Here is a 20,091-nt window from a genome sequence, read left to right on the forward strand (position 1 = left end):
CAGCCGGTTTATTATGCTCTCTCCCCCCTCGCTACGTCATCTGACTTTTCCTGCCATCACTGCTGGTCTGGTGGCGGTGCTGGTGGGCTATGCCAGCTCCGCCGCGCTGATCTTCCAGGCGGCAGAGGCCGCCGGGGCATCCGCTCTACAAACTGGTGGCTGGCTGACCATGCTTGGCCTGGCGATGGGCGTGACCTCAATCGGCCTGTCGCTCTGGTATCGCACGCCTGTCCTCACCGCCTGGTCTACGCCAGGCGCAGCATTGCTGGCAACCAGCCTGCCGGGAACGTCCGTCGCTGAGGCGGTCGGCGTATTTATATTCGCCTCCGCGCTGATCCTGCTGTGTGGCGTCACCGGCCTGTTTGCCCGCCTGATGAATCATATTCCTCAGGCGATCTCTGCCGCGATGCTGGCCGGTATTCTGCTGCGCTTCGGCATGGATGCATTTACTTCCTTATCGCTCGACTTTCCGCTGGCGGGCAGCATGTGTCTGGCCTGGCTGCTGTGTCGACGCTATCTGCCGCGTTACGCCGTTGTTATTGCCCTGCTGACCGGTCTGCTGGCGGCGGCACTGAGCGGCAGCATTCATTTCAGCGATGAGCCGCTGCGTTTTTCTCTGCCATCGTACACCGCGCCGCACTTTACGTTTGCGACGCTGCTGGGCATCGGCCTGCCGTTTTTTATTGTTACCATGGCTTCGCAAAACGCACCGGGCATCGCCACGCTCAGGGCGGCAGGTTATCCCACCCCGGTTTCTTCACTGATGAGCTGGACCGGCCTGGCTGCGCTGCTGCTCGCGCCTTTTGGCGTATTTTCCGTCTGCATCGCGGCCATTACCGCCGCCATTTGCATGGGGCCGGAAGTGCACCCCGATCCGCAACGCCGCTACTGGGGCGCCGTCTGCGCGGGTTTTTTCTATCTGGTTGCGGGTATTTTTGGTGCTGCGGTAGTGCAGCTTTTCAACGCCGTTCCGCCAGCGTTAATTCATACTCTTGCCGGGCTGGCGCTGCTGGGGACGATTGCGGGCAGCCTGCAACGCGCGCTGGCGGACGAGTCACAGCGTGATGCAGCGGTTATCACCTTTCTGATTACCGCTTCAGGACTCAGCCTGCTCGGCGTTGGCGCAGCGTTTTGGGGCGTGTTGGGCGGTGTGATAGCGCATCTGGCGCTGGGGCTTCCGGAGAGGAAAAAGCGGTTGTTATAAAGACGGATGTTCGCTGAAAGTTGACGGGATCTTCGTTATCAATCGTAGGGAGGCAATACAGGTGGGACGCTGCCCACCTGACAGACAAAAGAAACGTCAGAAACGGTAGCCTACACCAACGTTGAAACCGTTGGCTTTAACCTGTTCAAATTTCGCCCCTTCGTAGCCGATATCGATAGCGACATTTTCCCACGGGTTAATCTGCACGCCGAGGCCCCAGGCCGCTTTCGTTTCTGTGGCGGTAGCGTTATAAGCAACATGCGATCCATAATAGGTTTCTTTATAACTGAATTGCTCTTTTGCACGCGCTACACCAACAAGACCGTACAGACTGACATAATCATTCACGCGCCACGCAGGCCCCATCATCAGAGAAGCGTAGGTTACTTTGTCTTTTGCATAAGCGGTGTTGTCATACCCATAGCGCTGTTCATCATCTCCACGTGCATAGGTAAGTGAACCGATCACGCTTATCGGCGAGTCCCATTCATAGCGATATTTCACCGTAGCGCCTTTCGTTGCAGGCAAATTGCTCGCTTTAATGTGTGAATAACCGAGCGTGACGGTATGGTCTCCGGCGAAGGTTGCGCAAGGTGTAAGGGTAACAGCAAAAAGTCCGGCAGCTAAAATAGCGTATTTCATAAATACTTATCGTCCTTAATATATTAAATACAACTGTTTATTAGAGAGTTATTGCGTTAATAATTTCTGCTTATTTTATTAACAGCCTCCATGACATCAATAGAATAACCTCAATTTTCATTATATGAAAATAAAAATCAAGGTATTTCATAAAACACAATAAAACAGTAATGGTTTATTAAACGTTAATGTTACATAAACGATAAATAAAATAGAGAAGGGTATTATTAAAATAACCCCTTATCACAAAGAAAAGTAATAAATTAACGTAACAGGCGTAGTAATAAATATACCGGGGTTGTTGAGTTTATTACTGTCAAGTGAGAGAGCGATCGTCATGCGATCGCTTTTATGATAACAGAAGCGGCCTAACGGCCAACTTTTTGCAGCAGGCCCTGCACAAACGCCGGTACAATTTCGCTTGCCAGTCCGTACTTCACATCCTCAAACTGGCTGCCGACCTGGCTGGGCTCCAGATTCAATTCAACGGTATGTGCGCCGTGTAATTTTGCCTCATGCACGAAGCCCGCCGCTGGATAGACATGCCCGGAGGTACCGATAGCAATAAAATACTCCGCCTGCGCGAGCGCGTCGTAGATCTCATCCATCTGCAACGGCATTTCGCCAAACCACACAACATGCGGCCGCAGTGCGGAAGGAAACTGGCAGCAGTGGCAGCGATCGTCGGGCCCGACGTCTTCCGTCCAGTGCAGGATTTGCCCGCTGTTGGCGCAGCGTACTTTCAGCAGCTCGCCATGCATATGGATGACGTTACGGTTGCCGGCGCGCTCATGCAGGTTATCGATATTCTGCGTCACCAGTAAAAAACGATCGCCGAGCATCGACTCCAGCTCAGCCAGTGCCAGATGCGCAGCATTGGGCTGGATTTCCGGCTGCTGGAGCTGACGACGGCGGGCGTTGTAGAATGCCTGAACTTTAGCAGGATCGCGGGCGAAGCCTTCCGGCGTCGCCACCTCCTCCACTTTATGATCTTCCCACAGACCATCAGCGGCGCGGAAGGTACGAATGCCCGACTCCGCCGAGATGCCTGCGCCGGTCAGCACCACCACACGCGGCAGCGGGTTGCGGGCGATCTCCAGATTACGATCGCGCTCAAAAATACGCTGACGAAAGCGTTGATGGACCTGACGACGATTTTTTTTATAACGTGCCAACCGCAGGCGGCGACGGGGCGTACGAATCATAGACTATCCTCAACATGCAGGAAGGCGGCACCGCGCATTCCTCCCGCGTCTCCGTGACGCGCTTTCTCAAAGCGGGGCGCTTTGGCAACCGACAAAAGATGCGGCGTAACGCTTTCAGCCAGCCCCTCATAAAGCGCGTCGAAATTTGAAAGGCCACCGCCCAGCACCACCAGATGCGGATCCAGCACCGTCAGCAGGTTGCCCAGGCAGATCGCCAACAGCGCCCTGAAGCGCGCAGTGTGGGCAATGGCCCGTTCGTCTCCCTGATAATAGCGGGCAATGATTTCAGGCGCACTGAGAGCGCACTGATTATGCTGCTGCCACAGGCGGGAAAAACCCGGCCCGGAGAGCCAGGTTTCAATACAGCCACGTTTTCCGCAGCCGCACAGCGGCAGGGTGACGTCGCGTCCGAGGATCTCCAGCGCATCCACCGGCAGGCGCATGTGTCCCACCTCACCCACAATATAATTTCGGCCGGTCACCGGCTTGCCATCAACGATCAGACCTCCGCCGACGCCCGTGCCGAGTATTAACCCCAGCACCACCGGGTAGACCTGAAACTCATCATCCCAGGCTTCAGAGAGCGCGAAGCAGTTTGCATCGTTATCAATGCGCACCTCGCGCGACAGCCGCCTGCTGAGATCGGCCTGTAGCGTTTTGCCGCGCGCGGCGGGAATATTGGCGGTAAAAAGCGTGCCGTCATCGGGCACCGGCAACCCCGGCACGCCAATGCCCACGCTGCCACGCTCGCCGCAAAACGCGTCAGCTTCCTGCGTCAGCAAAGTCAGCGCATCCAGTAACGCCGCATAATCTTCTTTCGGCGTAGCGATGCGTTTAGTCCACACCTGCCGCCGTTGCCGGTTATAAACGCCCAGCGCGATTTTGCTCCCGCCAATATCAAAGCCGTAATACATCGTTTACTGCCCGCTCAGTACACGCGCAGGATCGATGCGGCTGGCGCGTCTTGCCGGATACCAACTGGCAACCAGACTCAGCACCAGCGACGTTCCCAGTACGATGGCGACGTCCAGCCAGTGCACTTCCGACGGCAGGAAATCGATAAAATAGATATCGCCCGACAGAAAGTGTGAGCCGGTTAGCGACTCGATGCCACGAATGATCGGTGAGAGGTTAAAGGCGGCGAGCACGCCGACCACCACGCCGCTGATGCTACCCACCAAACCGGCCAGCAGGCCGTACCAGATAAAAATAGCGCGGATCAGGCCGTCGCCCGCGCCCAGCGTGCGCAGCACCGCGATATCGCCACTCTTGTCTTTGACCGCCATCACCAGCGTGGAGACAATATTGAAACAGGCCACGCCGATCACCAGCACCATCGCCAGATACATAATGGCGCGGATCATCTGAATGTCACGGTACATATAGCCGTAGGTGCCAATCCAGCTACGGATATAAACGTACGACTGCGTCACCTCGCCCGCATCGCGAACCAGTTTCTGCGCAAGAAACGGGTTATTCATTTTCATCGCAATGCCCGTGACGTTGTCACCCATATTGAGATACTGCTGCGCATCTTTCAGCGGCACCAGCGCGAGGCTGTGATCGAGCATGCCGCTCAGCGCCAGAATGCCGCTGACCTGAAGCCGTACGCGCTGCGGCTGCAACAGTTTATGCTCAGGATCGCTGTTGGGGATCAGGATGGTGAGCCAGTCGCCCTCTTTCACTTTCAGGCTGTTCGCCACGCCCTGACCTAAAATAATTTGCTGCTTGCCTGCGCCAAAACGTTGCCAGGCGCCGTTTTGCACCCAGGAAGGCAGCGCGCTCAGTTTTGTCTCCTGCTGAGGATCAACGCCTTTCACCTGCACCGCCTGGAGCTTCGCGCCGCTCTCAATCAGGCCGGTAAAATTGATATAGGGCGCGGCAGCAGCGATGCCCGGCACCTTCGCGACTTTCGGCAGTAACGCCTGCCAGCCGCTGAACGGCTGGTTGACCGGCTCGATTTCGCCGTGCGGCACCACCGCCAGAATGCGGTTATTCAACTCCCGTTCAAAGCCGTTCATCGCACTGAGGCCGACGATCAGCACCGCCACGCCCAGCGCGATGCCAACGGTTGAGATAATGGAGATCAGCGAAACCATGCCGCTGCGTCGACGCCCACGACTGAAGCGCAGGCCCAGTAAAAGTGAGAGCGAACCAGCCATTATCGTGCCCCTGTCGGGGAAGTCAGCTGGCCGTCGCGCATCTCCATCTGCCGCGTCAGCCGCTTCGCCAGATGCAGATCGTGCGTCACCACCAGAAACGCCGTGCCCTGTCGCACGTTCAACTCGCCGAGCAGATCGAAAATGGCGTCGGCGTTGCGCGCGTCAAGGTTCCCGGTCGGCTCATCGGCCAGTACCAGACGCGGCGTGTTCACCAGTGCACGGGCTATCGCCACGCGTTGACGTTCGCCGCCGGAAAGCTCAGCGGGACGATGTGCGGCGCGTTTCTCTAACCCCACCGCCGCCAGCATTTCGCGCGCTTTTGCTTCCGCTTCCGCCTTGTTTTTTTTCCCGATGAGCAGCGGCATGGCAACGTTTTCCAGCGCGCTGAAGTCCGGCAGGAGATGGTGAAACTGATAAATAAAGCCCAGTTCGCGGTTGCGCATGTCGGCTTTTGCCGCCTGGGACATGCCGTTCAGCGACTTGCCACTAAATATCACATCGCCGGAGGTTGGCGTATCAAGCCCGCCCAGCAGATGCATCAGCGTACTTTTACCGGAGCCGGAACTGCCGACGATGGCCATCATTTCGCCCGGCGCCACGTTAAAAGAGACGTTGCGCAGGACATCGGTCTGCACGCTGCCTTCCTGATAGCGTTTGCACAGGTTGTCGCACTGCAACAGAATCGAACTACTCATAACGTAAAGCCTCAGCGGGTTGAACGGCGGCAGCGCGCCAGGAAGGATAAAGCGTTGAAAGCAGCGCAACGACCATCGCAATAAGGGTGATGGTCGCCACCTGCGGCAGAGAAATCTCAACCGGCAGCGCCGCGCCGTCAAGGAAGGCGCCAATCAGCGGCATCAGATTATTGAGCTGGCTGGCCAGCAACAGGCCGAGCAGCGCGCCCAGCAGCGATCCGACAATGCCCGCCGTCGCGCCCTGTACCATAAACACCATCACGATTTGCCGCCGCGTCAGTCCCTGGGTTTGCAGAATAGCCACTTCGCCCTGCTTCTCCATAATCAGCAGGCCAAGCGAGGTAATAATATTAAACGCCGCCACCGCGACGATCAGGCTGAGCAGCAGGCCCATCATGTTTTTTTCCATGCGCACCGCCTGGAAAAGTTCGCCCTTGCGCTCGCGCCAGTCTTTCCATACCAGACCGTCCGGCAGCGTCTGTTTACTGAGCGTATCGACCTGAAGCGGCTTATCCAGCCACAGTCGCCAGCCGGTGATATTGCCCGGCGGATAGCGCATCAGCTTTGATGCATCCTGCTGATTGGTAAGAATTTGATAGCCGTCGACCTCGCTGTTGGCGGCAAAGGTGCCAATCACGGTAAACAGGCGCTGGCTGGGCAGACGGCCCATCGGCGTGAACTGGCTGGCGGACGGCACCATCAGGCGGATCTGCTCACCGCGCTTCACGCCAAGCTGGGCCGCAAGCTGCTCGCCCATAATCACATTGTATTTGCCGGACTGAAGATCGCCCTGCTCGACGTTAACCAAAAAAGGCGACAGCGGATCCGGCTCGTCCGGATTGATGCCCAACATTACGCCCACGCCAACGCTGCGCGCGCTCTGAAGCACCACGTCGCCGGTGGTCAGCGGCGTAATGTTACTGGCGCCGTGCACCTTAAGCGACGCTGCGGGCGTCTGTTGCGGATTGATTGAGCCTTTCTCACTGGTGATCAGCGCCTGTGGCATCAAATTCAGGGTGCTTTTTTCCAGTTCATGTTCGAAGCCGTTCATAACCGACAGAACGGTCACCAGCGCCAGCACGCCCAGCGTGATACCGATGGCGGAGAGCCAGGAGACGAACCGCCCGAAGCGGTCCGACGCGCGTCCACGCATGTAGCGCAGACCAATAAATAACGCGACAGGTTGATACATAGGATCCGTCTTGTAGCGAAGCGTTAGCAAAAGTGATCGAAGATAATAAAGGTTAGCGGAACGTTATGGAACCATAACCCGCTGACTATTCTGCTTAGTTTTGTCAGCAGGCATGACATCGTGGCGGAAAAAATGCATGTTGATTAAATTTAGCGCAGCCCGGCGAAATTCTTCACTATAAGACGGCAGAAGCGTGTTTAAACCCTACAATTAAAACGGGAAACGCGTACAGGAGAAGCACGATGCCAAAATTTCCAAAAGGCAGTATTGTCAGGCATAAAACCGGCGACATTAAAGGAATGGTGATTAACGTGTTCGAACCGGGCGATGCGCCAGCAGGCTATTACGTGAAGTGGGATGACGGCAATCACAGCTATCACGGCGAAAAAGAGCTCGTCTGGGCAAACATTGACCGACCCAGAATGCACTACACTCAACAATCGCCAAAATAGCGGTATACTCCGATGAGCCAAAACGGGACCGTGGGTGTCCTGTTCTACCCGCAGCAAAGAGATCCTCTGACTGATTATGCCTGAAAAGAGTCGATATACCCTGCCCTTAAAACCCGGTGACCAGCGGCAGTTGGGACAGCTTACCGGCGCCGCCTGCGCGGTTGAATGCGCGGAAATTATTGAGCGTCACAGCGGCCCGGTGGTGCTGATCGTCGCCGACATGCAGCACGCGCTCCGGCTGCACGACGAGATCAAACAGTTCACCGATCGGCCGGTCAGCCGCCTGAACGACTGGGAAACCCTGCCTTTCGACAGTTTTTCTCCGCATCAGGATATTATTTCAGCGCGTCTTTCCACGCTCTATCGTCTGCCGTCCATGACGCAAGGCGTACTGATCCTGCCGGTGAATACGCTGATGCAGCGCGTTTGCCCGCACAGTTTCCTGCACGGTCATGCGCTGGTGATGCAGAAAGGCCAGTTGCTTTCGCGCGATACGCTGCGCACGCAGCTTGAACAGGCGGGCTATCGCCATGTCGATCAGGTGATGGAGCACGGCGAATACGCCACGCGCGGCGCGCTGCTGGATCTCTTCCCGATGGGTAGCGAGCAGCCGTATCGCATTGACTTCTTCGATGATGAGACAGACAGCCTGCGACTGTTCGATCCCGACAGCCAGCGCACGCTGGAAGAAGTCGAGGCCATTAACCTGCTTCCCGCGCATGAATTCCCGACCGATAAAACCGCGATTGAGCTGTTTCGCAGCCAGTGGCGCGAACACTTTGACGTGCGGCGCGAAGCGGAGCATATCTATCAACAGGTGAGCAAGGGCACGCTGCCCGCCGGTATTGAATACTGGCAGCCGCTCTTTTTCTCGCAGCCGCTGCCGCCGCTGTTCAGCTACCTGCCGGACAACGCGCTGCTGGTGAGCACCGGCGATCTCGAAGGCGGCGCCGAACGATTCTGGCAGGAGGTGACGTCGCGTTTTGACAGCCGCCGCGTTGATCCGATGCGCCCGCTTTTACCGCCGGAAACGCTCTGGCTGCGAACCGACGCGCTGTTTAGCGAGTTAAAGCGCTGGTCGCGCGTGCAGTTAAAGACCGACCTGCTTGCCGACAAAGCCGTCAACACCAACCTTGGCTATCAGGCACTGCCGGACATCGCCGTGCAGGCGCAGGCTAAAGCGCCGCTCGACGCGCTACGCCGCTTTAGCGAAAATTTTTCCGGCGCCATCGTCTTCTCCGTTGAAAGTGAAGGCCGACGTGAAGCGCTACAGGAACTGCTGGCGCGCATTAAAATTATACCGAAGCCGATTCGCGCCCTCAGCGATGCGGCAGAATCGGGGCACTATTTGATGATTGGCGCCAGCGAGCGTGGCTTTATCGACGAGCCGCGTCAGCGCGCGCTGATTTGCGAAAGCGATCTGCTGGGTGAGCGCGTCAGCCATCGCCGTCAGGACAACCGCCGCACCATCAACCCGGACGTGCTGATCCGCAACCTGGCGGAGCTGCATCCCGGCCAGCCGGTAGTGCATCTGGAGCATGGCGTTGGCCGCTATATGGGCATGACCACGCTGGAAACCGGCGGTATTACGGCGGAATACCTGATGCTCACCTACGCCGGAGACGCAAAGCTGTACGTGCCCGTTTCGTCGCTGCATCTGATCAGCCGTTACGCAGGCGGCGCCGATGAAAACGCGCCGCTGCACAAGCTTGGCAGCGACGCGTGGTCGCGCGCGCGACAGAAAGCGGCGGAGAAAGTGCGCGACGTGGCGGCGGAACTGCTGGACATCTACGCACAGCGCGCGGCCAAAGCCGGTTTTGCCTTTAAGCACGATCGTGAACAGTATCAGCTTTTCTGCGAAAGCTTTCCGTTCGAAACCACGCCCGACCAGGCGCAGGCCATCAATGCCGTACTGAGCGATATGTGCCAGCCGCTGGCGATGGATCGTCTGGTCTGCGGCGACGTTGGCTTCGGTAAAACCGAAGTGGCCATGCGAGCGGCCTTTCTGGCGGTGGAAAACCACAAGCAGGTGGCGGTGCTGGTGCCGACCACCCTGCTCGCCCAACAGCATTACGACAACTTCCGCGATCGCTTCGCCAACTGGCCGGTACGTATTGAGATGATCTCGCGCTTTCGCAGCGCGAAAGAGCAAACGCAAATCCTTAACGACGCACGCGAAGGCAAAATCGATATCCTTGTTGGCACACACAAGCTGCTGGCGGACGAGATCAAATGGCGCGATCTGGGGCTGCTGATCGTTGATGAAGAGCACCGCTTTGGCGTGCGTCATAAAGAGCGCATTAAAGCCATGCGTGCCGATGTGGATATTCTGACGCTGACCGCCACGCCGATCCCACGCACGCTGAACATGGCGATGAGCGGCATGCGCGATCTGTCGATTATCGCGACGCCGCCTGCGCGTCGTCTGGCGGTCAAAACTTTTGTTCGCCAGTTCGACAGCCTGGTGATCCGCGAGGCGGTACTGCGCGAAGTGCTGCGCGGCGGCCAGGTCTATTATCTCTACAATGACGTGGAAAATATCGAAAAGGCGGCCGGTCGCCTGGCGGAGCTGGTGCCGGAAGCGCGCGTGGCGATTGGTCACGGCCAGATGCGCGAACGCGATCTGGAACGGGTGATGAACGACTTTCACCATCAACGTTTCAACGTGCTGGTCTGCACCACCATCATTGAAACCGGTATCGATATTCCTACCGCCAATACCATTATCATTGAGCGCGCCGACCACTTTGGCCTTGCTCAGCTGCACCAGCTGCGCGGTCGCGTAGGCCGTTCGCATCACCAGGCCTATGCCTGGCTGCTGACGCCGCATCCTAAAGCGATGAGCAAAGATGCGCATAAGCGTCTGGAGGCGATTGCGTCGCTGGAAGATTTGGGCGCGGGCTTCGCGCTGGCGACCCATGACCTGGAGATCCGCGGCGCCGGGGAGCTTCTTGGTGAAGATCAAAGTGGGCAGATGGAAACCATCGGCTTCTCACTCTATATGGAGTTGCTGGAAAACGCCGTTGATGCGCTGAAAGAGGGCCGTGAACCGTCGCTGGAGGATTTGACCAGCAGCCAGACCGATATTGAACTGCGAATGCCGTCGCTGCTGCCGGACGACTTTATTCCTGACGTCAACACGCGCCTGTCGTTTTATAAGCGCATTGCCAGCGCGCAGGCAGAAGGCGAACTGGACGATTTGAAAGCCGAGCTGATTGACCGTTTCGGTCTGCTGCCAGATGCGGCGCGCAATCTGCTGGATACCGCCGCGCTGCGCCTGACCGCGAAGACTATTGGCATCCGGCGCATTGAAGCCAGCGAAAAAGGCGGCTTTATTGAGTTTGCCGAGAAGAACAAAGCCGATCCGGGCTGGCTGATCGGGTTGTTACAAAAGGAGCCGCAGCACTGGCGGCTTGATGGCCCGACAAAGCTGCGCTTTATTCGTGACATGGCCGATCGCAAAGCGCGAATCGGTTGGGTGCGGGATTTTCTGGCGCAGATCGTGGCGAATGCGGCATAGGTTGGTTGGCTATTCATTTATTCAAAAGAGGCACGCCGGTGCCTCTTTTTTTGCTCAGCGCTGTATGTTCAGACGTTAAGCGTCAGAAAGTTAAATAAACAAACCAGCGGAATTCTTTTCGGTGAAACAAAAAAACGAACGGCTTAAAAATTAAGCCGTTCGTTTTTTGTTATTTAATTTATGCCTGGTTATTCAGCACCAGTTGGCCGTTGCTGTCGACGGGAATGCGGGTGCCGGGATCGTTATCCATGCGAATTTTCCCCTGCTGGTCGCCAATTTTATAGGTGACGTCATAGCCCAGCATTTTTTCCTGCTTCTCGTACACCGTTTTGCAGCGCTGCTCGGTCGTGGTGTAGGTATCATTATCCTGCATCGCGCCCTGAACCTGATGGCCGCCGTAGCCACCCGCCAGCGCACCGGCAACCGTCGCCACATCGCGTCCACGTCCGCCGCCAAACTGATGGCCCAGAACGCCACCAGCTACCGCGCCCAGTACGGAACCGGTAATACGATTTTCATCCTGTACGGCGCGACGGTGCGTCAGAGTGACATTACGGCATTCGCGACGTGGGTTTTTAGTCGTTTCCTTAATAGGCGTTGCCGAGATGACCTGCGCATATTGCGGCCCGCGGTCAAAGACGTTCATACCTGCTACGGCCGCTACGCCCAGCGCTGAAGCGACGCCAATCCCAATACCTGCCAACATTGATTTATTCACAGGAAAACCTCCTGAATTGTTACCGCGCATTATTGCCTGCTGCATTGTCCCTGTGCGGAGGCTTATAATCGGCGTGCGCGACGCGCCGTTTAGATGAAACAGATTTTGCGCAACAGGCCCAAATGTGACAATAAGAAAACAGGAAGAAATAGCGTTGCCGGGTCATAAGAGAATGCTTTTAAGAGAGTTCTGAAGCACGCTGTGGCGGGGGCTGAGAGCAAAAAGGCCCGCAGCGGCAATGCGCCAGACGGGCCGAAAAACAGGCGATGGAGTCAAGTAACCGCCGGTGTTGAATCGATTTAGTGCAGTTTCATACGCGGGCGAATGACGCGGTTAATACTGCCGACCAGCATCATCAGCGCGGTTTTGAAATAACCATGCAGCGCCACCTGATGCATGCGGTAAAGAGAAATATACACCATGCGAGCAATTCGCCCTTCCACCATCATTGAGCCACGCATCAGGTTACCCATCAGGCTGCCCACGGTACTGAAGCGTGACAGCGACACCAGCGAACCATGATCTTTATAAACGTAAGGCTTAAGCGATTTACCCTTCATCTCCGCCAGAATGTTGTTCAGCACCAACGATGCCATCTGATGCGCTGACTGAGCGCGCGGAGGCACAAATCCGCCCGATGGCAGCGCGCAGGATGCGCAGTCGCCGATGGCGTAGATGGCCGGGTCGCGTGTGGTTTGCAGTGTGGATCCCACGACCAGCTGATTGATGCGATTGGTTTCGAGGCCGCCAATATCTTTCATAAAATCTGGCGCTTTAATCCCTGCTGCCCATACCATCAGATCGGCGGCGATCGCCTCGCCCGATTTGGTATTCAGGCCATGGTCATCAGCGCTGGTTACCATCGTTTGCGTCAGCACTCTGACGCCAAGCTTGCTCAGTTCCTGGTGTGCCGCAGCGGAAATGCGCGGCGGCAGCGCAGGCAGAATGCGTTCACCCGCTTCAACCAGAGTGACATTTAACGCCTGATTGTTTAAGCCTTTATAACCATAGCTGTGCAGCTGTTTTACGGCATTATGCAGTTCGGCGGAGAGCTCCACGCCGGTTGCGCCACCGCCCACAATGGCAATATTCACCTTGCTCTGCGGGTTCTCCGTGGCGGAAAACTTCAGGAACAGATTGAGCATCTCGTTGTGAAAGCGATGCGCCTGGTGCGGATTATCAAGGAAAATACAGTTGTCTTTGACGCCCGGCGTGCCGAAATCGTTGGAGGTGCTGCCCAGCGCCATCACCAGCGTGTCGTAGGCCAGCGCGCGCTCCGGCACCAGCAGCTCGCCCTGCGCATCGCGGATTTCAGCCAGATGCAGCCGCTTGCCTTCGCGATCGAGTTCGGTCAGCGTGCCCAGTTGGAACTGAAAATGGTGATTGCGCGCGTGGGCAAGGTAGCTCAGCCCGTCAATGCCCTCGTCCAGCGAACCGGTCGCCACTTCATGCAGCAGCGGTTTCCAGAGGTGGCTGTGATTGCGATCCACCAGGATGATTTCTGCTTTTTTTCGGCGCCCCAGCTTGCGGCCAAGCTGCGTGGCAAGCTCCAGCCCGCCGGCACCGCCACCGACGATAACAATTTTCTTAATTGGTGTAGTCAAAAGACCCCCTCAAAATGTGAACCAATCGTTAATTAAAGGTTAAATAAATATCCTTAATTAACATAGGGTTGGCGATATTAATTCGCTATCTGCGGTCAGAATAGCATGGAGGAAATGAGTGGTCGCGTAGAAATTGATGCAGGTCAATTTTTATCAGACAAAGCCGGAAACTTCAGGCAAACAGCGGGCATCGGACGGGCAGCCGAAAATCGCTGCCGCGTCCTGTAAAGCGGTTAACCGAGGGTTTTAAACGCCTTAATGCGTTCAAGATGGGGAGCGATATTTTTGAATTTATGGCTTTCCGTCTCGTCCCAGATGATTTCGTAAAAGCTGCCAAGCGCATCAGCCGAACGGCGGTTATCCAGCGCTTCATCACGCCGGGAGAGGATGGTCAGGCAGCGATCGCGGTTTTTTTCGCGAAAGTTTTCAACGCATTTGGTCGCGATATCCACGTACTCTTCCGGACGGTTGATTTTGCCCACCATCTTCTCTTCCGGCCAGAGATTCGGATTGAACATGACCTGACGGATATCGCTGAGAAAGCCGATGCGTTCGGCCCAGAATCCGCCAAGGCCGACGCCGCAGATCAGCGGCCTCTCGTCGTCGCCGCTGCGAATAAGCTTGTCCGTTTCCTTCAGCAAAAACTGCATATCATGCCTGGGATGCAGCGTGCTGTAGCTCAGCAGACGTACATCCGGATCGATAAACTGCAATTGCAGTACTTTTTCATGATTTCCGGGGCTGGTTGAATCAAAACCGTGCAGATAGATAATCATTGCTTGCCATCCTGTAGGGTGCTTGCCTGTCAGCGGCGCTGATGCGCCAGCCAGCGTGCCTGAAGCGTGGTCAACGCCTGACTCGCCTCCTTCCAGCGTGATGAGCCAGACAGCTGCTGGCGGGTAAAGGTTCCCCGATGATAGAGCGATGTCGCCCGCTCTGCATTGATCGGCGACAGATTATCCAGCACGCTGACCGCGCCTGCGCGATCGTTGCAGACCAGAATCATATCGCAACCGGCCTCCAGCGACGCCTGCGCGCGCTGCGGCATCGTACCCATTACGGCGGCGCCTTCCATTGAGAGATCGTCGGAAAAAATCACGCCCTCAAAGCCCAGCTCCTCTCGCAAAACGCGTTTAAGCCAGTGCGGCGATCCGCTTGCCGGTCGGGGATCGATTTGATTATAGATAACGTGGGCGGGCATGATCGCGTCCAGCGCGCTCTCAGCAATGAGCTGCTTAAAAATTTGCATATCGTGCTGGCGAATTTCCGCTTCGCTGCGATTGTCCTGCGGCGTCTCTTTGTGTGAATCGGCCGCGACCGCGCCGTGGCCGGGAAAGTGCTTGCCGGTGGTTTTCATGCCCGCGCTGTGCATGCCGTCAATAAAGTGTCGCGCCAGGGTCAGCGCAATGGCCGGGTCCTGATGAAAACTTCGCTCGCCGATGGCGGCGCTGCTGTGACCAATATCCAGTACCGGCGCGAAGCTGATATCAATATCCATCGCAATCATCTCTGACGCCATCAGCCAGCCAGCCTGCTGTGCCAGACGCTGCGCGTCGGCCTGGTTGTTGAGTTCAGCGAAGGATTGCATCGGCGGCAGGCAGGTAAAGCCTTCACGAAAGCGCTGAACGCGTCCCCCCTCCTGATCCACCGCCACCACCAGGCGATGGCGAGACGCCGCGCGGATCTGCCTGACCAGCTCCCGCAGCTGCTCAGGATCGTGATAGTTGCGGGTAAAAAGAATTAATCCACCCACCAGCGGATGGTCAAGAATTTCGCGATCGACTGCATCCAGCTCGTAACCGAGCACGTCTAACATTACCGGTCCCACTTTCACCTCGTTTCAGACTACACCCGCTGCCAGGCCTCCGCCGCCAGCGTATAAAATGTTTCGTCGCCGCTGTGTTGCCAGCGTCGTTCATACCAACTCGCCATCAGCAACCGCACCCATGGCAACCAGCGTTCTGTTTGCTGATGCAATCTGTGCGTATCCATATTTGCCAGCGTGGCATAGCGCAGCGTGAGCTGCGTGCGGTAGCTTTCTGCCAGCCCATTCCCCGCCACGATTGCCGCCAGCTCCAGCGCCACATCGCCATCGCTGGCATATTCCCAATCGATCAGATGAATATCGCCACGATGCGCGATCAGGTTACCTGCATGAATATCCAGATGCAGCAGCGCCAGCCGGAGAGGATGCGGCTCGCCTTGTTGACGACAGCGTCGCAGCGCGCGGTGCCAGGCAATGTGCCGCCGCATCGGATCGCTGAGCTGCCAGTAACGTTCCAGCAAGGGCAGCAGCCGTAACCGGTAGCCGCTGGGTGGCTGCTGGTGGAGCCGGACGAGACGCTCCGCCAGCATTGGCAAACGTTTTTCAAACTCATCGCTGCTTAACGTCTCACCCGGCTGCCATGCCAGCAGCAGCCAGTCGGCGTTGTAGCCGCAGACGTCAGGCGCCAGACCGCTGCCGGCCAGCTTGCGCAGAATAGCGTGTTCGCGTCGTCTGTCCACGCCGGGTATAGGATTGCCAGGCATCCGGGCGCGCGCGAGCAGCGTCCGGTCGTTCAGTTCAACTTTAACCGCCTGGCCGGTGAGTCCATCCAGCCTGGAAAAAGAACCGGCGGCGGAGGCCGCCGGAAATTGTCGCGCAATCAGCCTGTTCAGCGCGTCATCAGTGCTGGACGACACCGTTGCCTGACCAGATAATTTCACCCGTCTGCACCAGCATCAGCTGCATTTGCAGCTCCGGGGATTTCACGTCGCCCGTCACGTTGCTGTACAGCACATACTGCGCGTTGACGTAGCGCGCCAGGCCGATCGCTTTGCTGCGGGTTGTCAGGCTGTCTTCGGCGGAAAGCCCCAGCGTTTGTCTTGCGGTCGAGAGCTGTTGCGGCGTCACCAGCGTGAACTGGGTGTTATTCGCCAACGCGTTGTTTAATGCCGCAGTGGCTTTTGACGTTTGCAGGCTGCCGTTGGTGCTGTTTTTCACTCTGTCCACCAGCAATACGCTGCCCGGCGTGACGCCATCAGCCTTCAGCATCTGCGCGATCGGCGGCGTGACGCTGGCATCCCAGTTGATCGACTTCATCTTCGGCGGCTGCGGCACCGTTTCGCCCGGCGTCGGAACAGGAGCCGGGATCGGTTCAGGCTGGGTCGGCTGAGCGGGTTCAACGGGCGCAGGCTGCTGCGGCTCCTCCTGCTGCTGTGGCGTGATACAGCCGCTGAGCATCAGCGCCAGGGCAAAGACGCCGGAGAGTTTGATATTCCTTGTCACGTATTAACCTCTTACAGATACAAATAAAGTCTGACCTTGCTGGCGGTCAGGTTACCCGTTTGCGACGATATTTCAACATCGCCATGCGCCGGAACCGAAATGGTGCGCGGGCGTTCAAAGGGCAGGATCTCCAACCCTCTGTCGTCATACCAGTAGAAACGATAGTGCAGCGTCACGGCTTTTTCCTGCTGATTATTGAGCACCGTTGACGCGCGCTGCTGCCCCCGGTTTTCCGAAAGCACCGGCTGATTGGTGGTAATGCCTGCGGAGAGCACAGACGATTCCATGATCAGCGCCTGCGACGTATTAATAGTGGTAACGTCGCTGCTGCATCCGCTGAGCAGCAGTGTACAGGCGATGACCGCAACGGTAGTCCGCATCATAAATGTTGTGTCCGTGCTGCGCTTAATGAGCAATCATTGGGCCTAAAGGACGTCCGCCCACCAGGTGCAGGTGAATATGATAGACCTCCTGCCCGCCGTGCTGGTTACAGTTGATGATTAAACGATAGCCATCCTCTGCAATGCCCTCATCTTTGGCGATCTTTGCTGCCACGGTAATCATACGACCCAGCGCCGCTTCGTGACCCGCCACCGCATCATTGGCGGTAGGGATCAGGATATTCGGCACGATTAGAATGTGGGTAGGCGCTTTTGGGGCGATATCTCTGAAGGCAGTAACCAGTTCATCCTGGTAGACGATGTCGGCCGGGATCTCGCGACGGATAATTTTACTGAACAGCGTTTCTTCAGCCATGATGCATGTCCTTTAGCGGCAATTTATGTAGTGGCAGTATGAGCGAGAAATTTGTTTTCTTTCAACCTTACCGTCATTTTTCTTTTACGGCCTGCGAGGCGCCCCCAATAAAAAAGGGACGCCCGGCGTCCCCTTTCATTTCAGCAATGGCGATCAGCTGTTGCGGATATAGTCATCCATATCCGTTTTCAGGTTATCGGATTTGGTCCCGAAAATCGCCTGAACGCCGGAGCCCGCCACGACAACGCCCGCCGCACCAAGCTGTTTCAGGCCAGCCTGATCCACTTTAGTCACGTCCGCCACGCTGACGCGCAGACGCGTAATGCAGGCATCAAGATTGGTGATGTTCTCTTTTCCACCGAAGGCGGCCACCAGGTTGCCTGCCATTTCATTAGAAGAACCGGTGGTCTGCGCACTGCTCGTCTCTTCCCGACCCGGTGTTTTCAGGTTGAATTTAACGATGACCAGACGGAACAGGCTGTAGTAAATCAGCCCATACAGGATACCGACAATCGGGAACAGCCAGATTTTACTGCTGTTACCGCTCAGTACCACAAAGTCGATCAGGCCATGCGAGAAGCTGGTGCCGTCACGCATGCCCAGCAGAATACAGATGGGGAACGCCAGACCCGCCAGCAAAATGTGGATGGCATAGAGCACCGGCGCCACAAACATAAATGAGAACTCAATCGGCTCAGTGATGCCGGTCAGGAAAGCGGTCAGCGCTGCGGAGATCATGATACCGCCCACTTTGGCGCGGTTTTCCGGCTTTGCAGAGTGCCAGATAGCAATAGCAGCCGCTGGCAGACCGTACATTTTAAACAGGAAGCCGCCGGACAGTTTGCCTGCGGTAGGATCGCCTGCCATATAGCGAGGAATATCACCGTGGAAAACCTGACCCGCCGCGTTGGTGAACTCGCCAATCTGCATCTGGAAAGGCACATTCCAGATGTGATGCAGACCGAAGGGCACCAGCGAACGTTCAATCAGACCATACAGGCCAAAAGCCACTACCGGATTCTGATAGGCTGCCCACTGGGAAAATTCCTGAATGGCGGTGCCAATCGGCGGCCACACAAAGGAGAGGATCACGCCCAAAAAGATGGCGGCCAGGCCTGAAATAATCGGCACGAAGCGTTTACCGGCAAAAAAGCCCATGTATTCAGGCAGCCTGATGCGGTAAAAACGGTTGAACATATATGCTGCGATGGAACCTGCGATAATGCCGCCCAGCACGCCGGTATCCGCCAGATGTTTGGCTTCAATTTCGGCGGCCGTGATGTGCAGCACCAGCGGCGCAACGACTGCCATGGTTTTCACCATGATGCCGTAAGCTACCACGGCTGCCAGCGCCGAAACCCCGTCGTTATTGGTAAAGCCCAGTGCCACGCCGATAGCAAAGATCAGCGGCATATTGGCGAAGACCGACCCACCCGCCTCGGCCATGACATGCGAAACAACCAGCGGCAGCCAGCTAAAATTAGCGGAACCTACGCCCAGTAAAATACCGGCAATCGGCAGAACCGATACCGGCAGCATCAGCGATTTACCGACCTTTTGCAGGTTTGCAAATGCGTTTTTAAACATAATGAGAAACTCCTGAGTATGAATGCGTTTTAACGCGCGATGCGCGCGGCGTCAGGGGGAGACCCGACGCCGATGGAGCGCTGATGCGCTCTCGGTATTTATTACGAAGTCTAAAATAAATAGCCTGCAATTAGTTTGACAACAATCACGTTTCCTTCGCTGATCCTGCTCGCCTGCGTAATTAACCGGCGAAAAGCGCCAATTCCAACCGCAGAAAAGCGCATCGCGCCATGATTGCGGCGATGCACTCTATGCGTTAAAAGAGATTATTACGAGTAATAAAATTATTAGCGTTCGGTTAACCTGTCCATCGGGACATGAAAAAGCTGCGAGAAGTTCCGGGTGGTCGTTTGCGCCAGCTCCTCAACGGAAACGCCTTTAAGGACGGCCATATACTCTGCGACGTCACGCGTCCAGGCAGGCTGATTCGGCTTGCCACGGTTTGGCACCGGCGCCAGATAAGGTGAATCGGTCTCTATCAGAATTCTGTCCAGTGGCACATAGCGCGCGGCGTCGCGAATGGTTTCCGCATTGCGAAAGGTAACAATACCGGAGAAAGAGATATACATGCCGTAATCAAGCAGTTTTTCTGCCGTAGCACGATCTTCCGTAAAGCAGTGCAGCACGCCGCCGCACCCTTCAACCTGCTCCTCTTTCAGGATGGCCAGCGTATCTTCACGTGCCTCCCGCGTGTGCACAATTACCGGCTTATTGAGCGCGCGTCCCGTGCGAATATGCTCACGGAAAGAAGCCTGCTGCTGCGCCTTCGTCTCTGGCTGATAGTGATAATCCAGCCCGGTTTCTCCCAGCGCAACCACGCGATCGTCCGCAGCAAGCTGCCGTAACTCGGCAAAATCGTAAGGTGCATCCTGATTGAGCGGATGCACGCCGCATGACCAGGCAACATTGTCATAATCTGCCAGAAGCTGCGTCATGGCGCGATAACCGGGCAGCGTCGTTGCCACCGCAAGCATAAATTTCACATCACGCGCAGCAGCCTTTGCCAGCACATCAGCCACATCCTTATGCTGCGTTTCATAATCCAGGCCATCAAGATGGCAGTGTGAATCGACTAAAAACATAATA

19 protein-coding genes are annotated in these 20,091 nt (G+C 56.5%); 3 read left to right on the forward strand and 16 right to left on the reverse strand.

What is annotated here, in order from left to right:
• Window positions 1-13 precede the first annotated feature (13 nt).
• Entirely contained in the window at window positions 14-1,204 is a 1,191-nt protein-coding gene (locus GS12_RS03905) for a benzoate/H(+) symporter BenE family transporter (protein WP_034944116.1), read from the forward strand.
• Window positions 1,205-1,300: 96 nt separating this feature from the next.
• On the opposite strand, the gene GS12_RS03910 is transcribed toward GS12_RS03905, so the two are convergent.
• From GS12_RS03910 to lolC, 6 genes are all read right to left on the reverse strand, one after another.
• Window positions 1,301-1,846 (reverse strand): Ail/Lom family outer membrane beta-barrel protein, encoded by a 546-nt coding sequence (locus GS12_RS03910; RefSeq protein WP_034944118.1) that lies wholly within the window; start codon window positions 1,844-1,846, stop codon window positions 1,301-1,303.
• 368 nt (window positions 1,847-2,214) lie between these two features.
• Window positions 2,215-3,051, reverse strand: a complete 837-nt coding sequence (cobB, locus tag GS12_RS03915; protein WP_034914133.1) for a Sir2 family NAD+-dependent deacetylase — start codon at window positions 3,049-3,051, stop codon at window positions 2,215-2,217.
• Window positions 3,048-3,965: an N-acetylglucosamine kinase gene (gene nagK / locus GS12_RS03920; protein ID WP_034914131.1), complete on the reverse strand. Its 918-nt coding sequence runs from the start codon at window positions 3,963-3,965 to the stop codon at window positions 3,048-3,050. The genes cobB and nagK overlap by 4 nt, the downstream gene beginning before the upstream one ends.
• Before the next feature lie 3 nt (window positions 3,966-3,968).
• A complete protein-coding gene (gene lolE, locus GS12_RS03925) occupies window positions 3,969-5,213 on the reverse strand; it encodes a lipoprotein-releasing ABC transporter permease subunit LolE (protein WP_034944119.1) in 1,245 nt (414 codons plus the stop codon).
• Entirely contained in the window at window positions 5,213-5,908 is a 696-nt protein-coding gene (lolD, locus tag GS12_RS03930) for a lipoprotein-releasing ABC transporter ATP-binding protein LolD (protein WP_034944122.1), read from the reverse strand. The genes lolE and lolD overlap by 1 nt, the downstream gene beginning before the upstream one ends.
• Window positions 5,901-7,100 (reverse strand): lipoprotein-releasing ABC transporter permease subunit LolC, encoded by a 1,200-nt coding sequence (gene lolC / locus GS12_RS03935; RefSeq protein WP_034914125.1) that lies wholly within the window; start codon window positions 7,098-7,100, stop codon window positions 5,901-5,903. Before lolC ends, lolD begins: the two co-directional genes overlap by 8 nt.
• Window positions 7,101-7,342: 242 nt before the next feature.
• Here lolC and GS12_RS03940 point away from each other — a divergent pair, with 242 nt between their 5' ends.
• Complete coding sequence (locus GS12_RS03940; protein WP_034914124.1) at window positions 7,343-7,552, forward strand: hypothetical protein; 210 nt, start codon at window positions 7,343-7,345, stop codon at window positions 7,550-7,552.
• A gap of 76 nt (window positions 7,553-7,628) precedes the next feature.
• A complete protein-coding gene (gene mfd, locus GS12_RS03945; RefSeq protein WP_034944124.1) occupies window positions 7,629-11,072 on the forward strand; it encodes a transcription-repair coupling factor in 3,444 nt (1,147 codons plus the stop codon).
• 178 nt (window positions 11,073-11,250) lie between these two features.
• Here the strand turns inward: mfd and GS12_RS03950 are convergent, their stop codons facing one another.
• The 10 genes from GS12_RS03950 to GS12_RS03995 all read right to left on the reverse strand — a co-directional run bounded on the left by GS12_RS03950 (window position 11,251) and on the right by GS12_RS03995 (window position 20,087).
• On the reverse strand, window positions 11,251-11,790 hold the full coding sequence (locus GS12_RS03950) for a glycine zipper 2TM domain-containing protein (protein WP_034919080.1): 540 nt from the start codon (window positions 11,788-11,790) through the stop codon (window positions 11,251-11,253).
• Between the two features lie 299 nt (window positions 11,791-12,089).
• The gene (locus GS12_RS03955) at window positions 12,090-13,394 is read right to left on the reverse strand and encodes an NAD(P)/FAD-dependent oxidoreductase (RefSeq protein ID WP_034944126.1); all 1,305 of its coding nucleotides are present in this window, start codon (window positions 13,392-13,394) and stop codon (window positions 12,090-12,092) included.
• Between the two features lie 233 nt (window positions 13,395-13,627).
• Entirely contained in the window at window positions 13,628-14,170 is a 543-nt protein-coding gene (gene ycfP, locus GS12_RS03960; protein ID WP_034944129.1) for an alpha/beta hydrolase YcfP, read from the reverse strand.
• 29 nt (window positions 14,171-14,199) lie between these two features.
• Window positions 14,200-15,210, reverse strand: a complete 1,011-nt coding sequence (gene nagZ / locus GS12_RS03965) for a beta-N-acetylhexosaminidase (RefSeq protein ID WP_200884502.1) — start codon at window positions 15,208-15,210, stop codon at window positions 14,200-14,202.
• Window positions 15,211-15,239: 29 nt separating this feature from the next.
• Window positions 15,240-16,100 (reverse strand): thiamine kinase, encoded by an 861-nt coding sequence (thiK, locus tag GS12_RS03970; RefSeq protein WP_235421066.1) that lies wholly within the window; start codon window positions 16,098-16,100, stop codon window positions 15,240-15,242.
• Entirely contained in the window at window positions 16,060-16,662 is a 603-nt protein-coding gene (gene lpoB, locus GS12_RS03975) for a penicillin-binding protein activator LpoB (protein WP_034944135.1), read from the reverse strand. The genes thiK and lpoB overlap by 41 nt, the downstream gene beginning before the upstream one ends.
• An 11-nt stretch (window positions 16,663-16,673) precedes the next feature.
• Window positions 16,674-17,042, reverse strand: coding sequence for a YcfL family protein (locus GS12_RS03980; RefSeq protein WP_034919076.1), 369 nt, complete (start codon window positions 17,040-17,042; stop codon window positions 16,674-16,676).
• Window positions 17,043-17,067: 25 nt separating this feature from the next.
• On the reverse strand, window positions 17,068-17,418 hold the full coding sequence (gene hinT / locus GS12_RS03985; RefSeq protein ID WP_034944138.1) for a purine nucleoside phosphoramidase: 351 nt from the start codon (window positions 17,416-17,418) through the stop codon (window positions 17,068-17,070).
• Window positions 17,419-17,571: 153 nt separating this feature from the next.
• Window positions 17,572-19,005 carry a PTS glucose transporter subunit IIBC gene (ptsG, locus tag GS12_RS03990; RefSeq protein ID WP_034944141.1) on the reverse strand — a complete coding sequence of 478 codons (1,434 nt, stop codon included), beginning with the start codon at window positions 19,003-19,005 and terminating at the stop codon, window positions 17,572-17,574.
• Window positions 19,006-19,292: 287 nt separating this feature from the next.
• Window positions 19,293-20,087 (reverse strand): metal-dependent hydrolase, encoded by a 795-nt coding sequence (locus GS12_RS03995; protein WP_034944144.1) that lies wholly within the window; start codon window positions 20,085-20,087, stop codon window positions 19,293-19,295.
• Window positions 20,088-20,091 lie beyond the last annotated feature (4 nt).

Source organism: Erwinia oleae (assembly GCF_000770305.1).
GTDB lineage: Bacteria > Pseudomonadota > Gammaproteobacteria > Enterobacterales > Enterobacteriaceae > Erwinia > Erwinia oleae.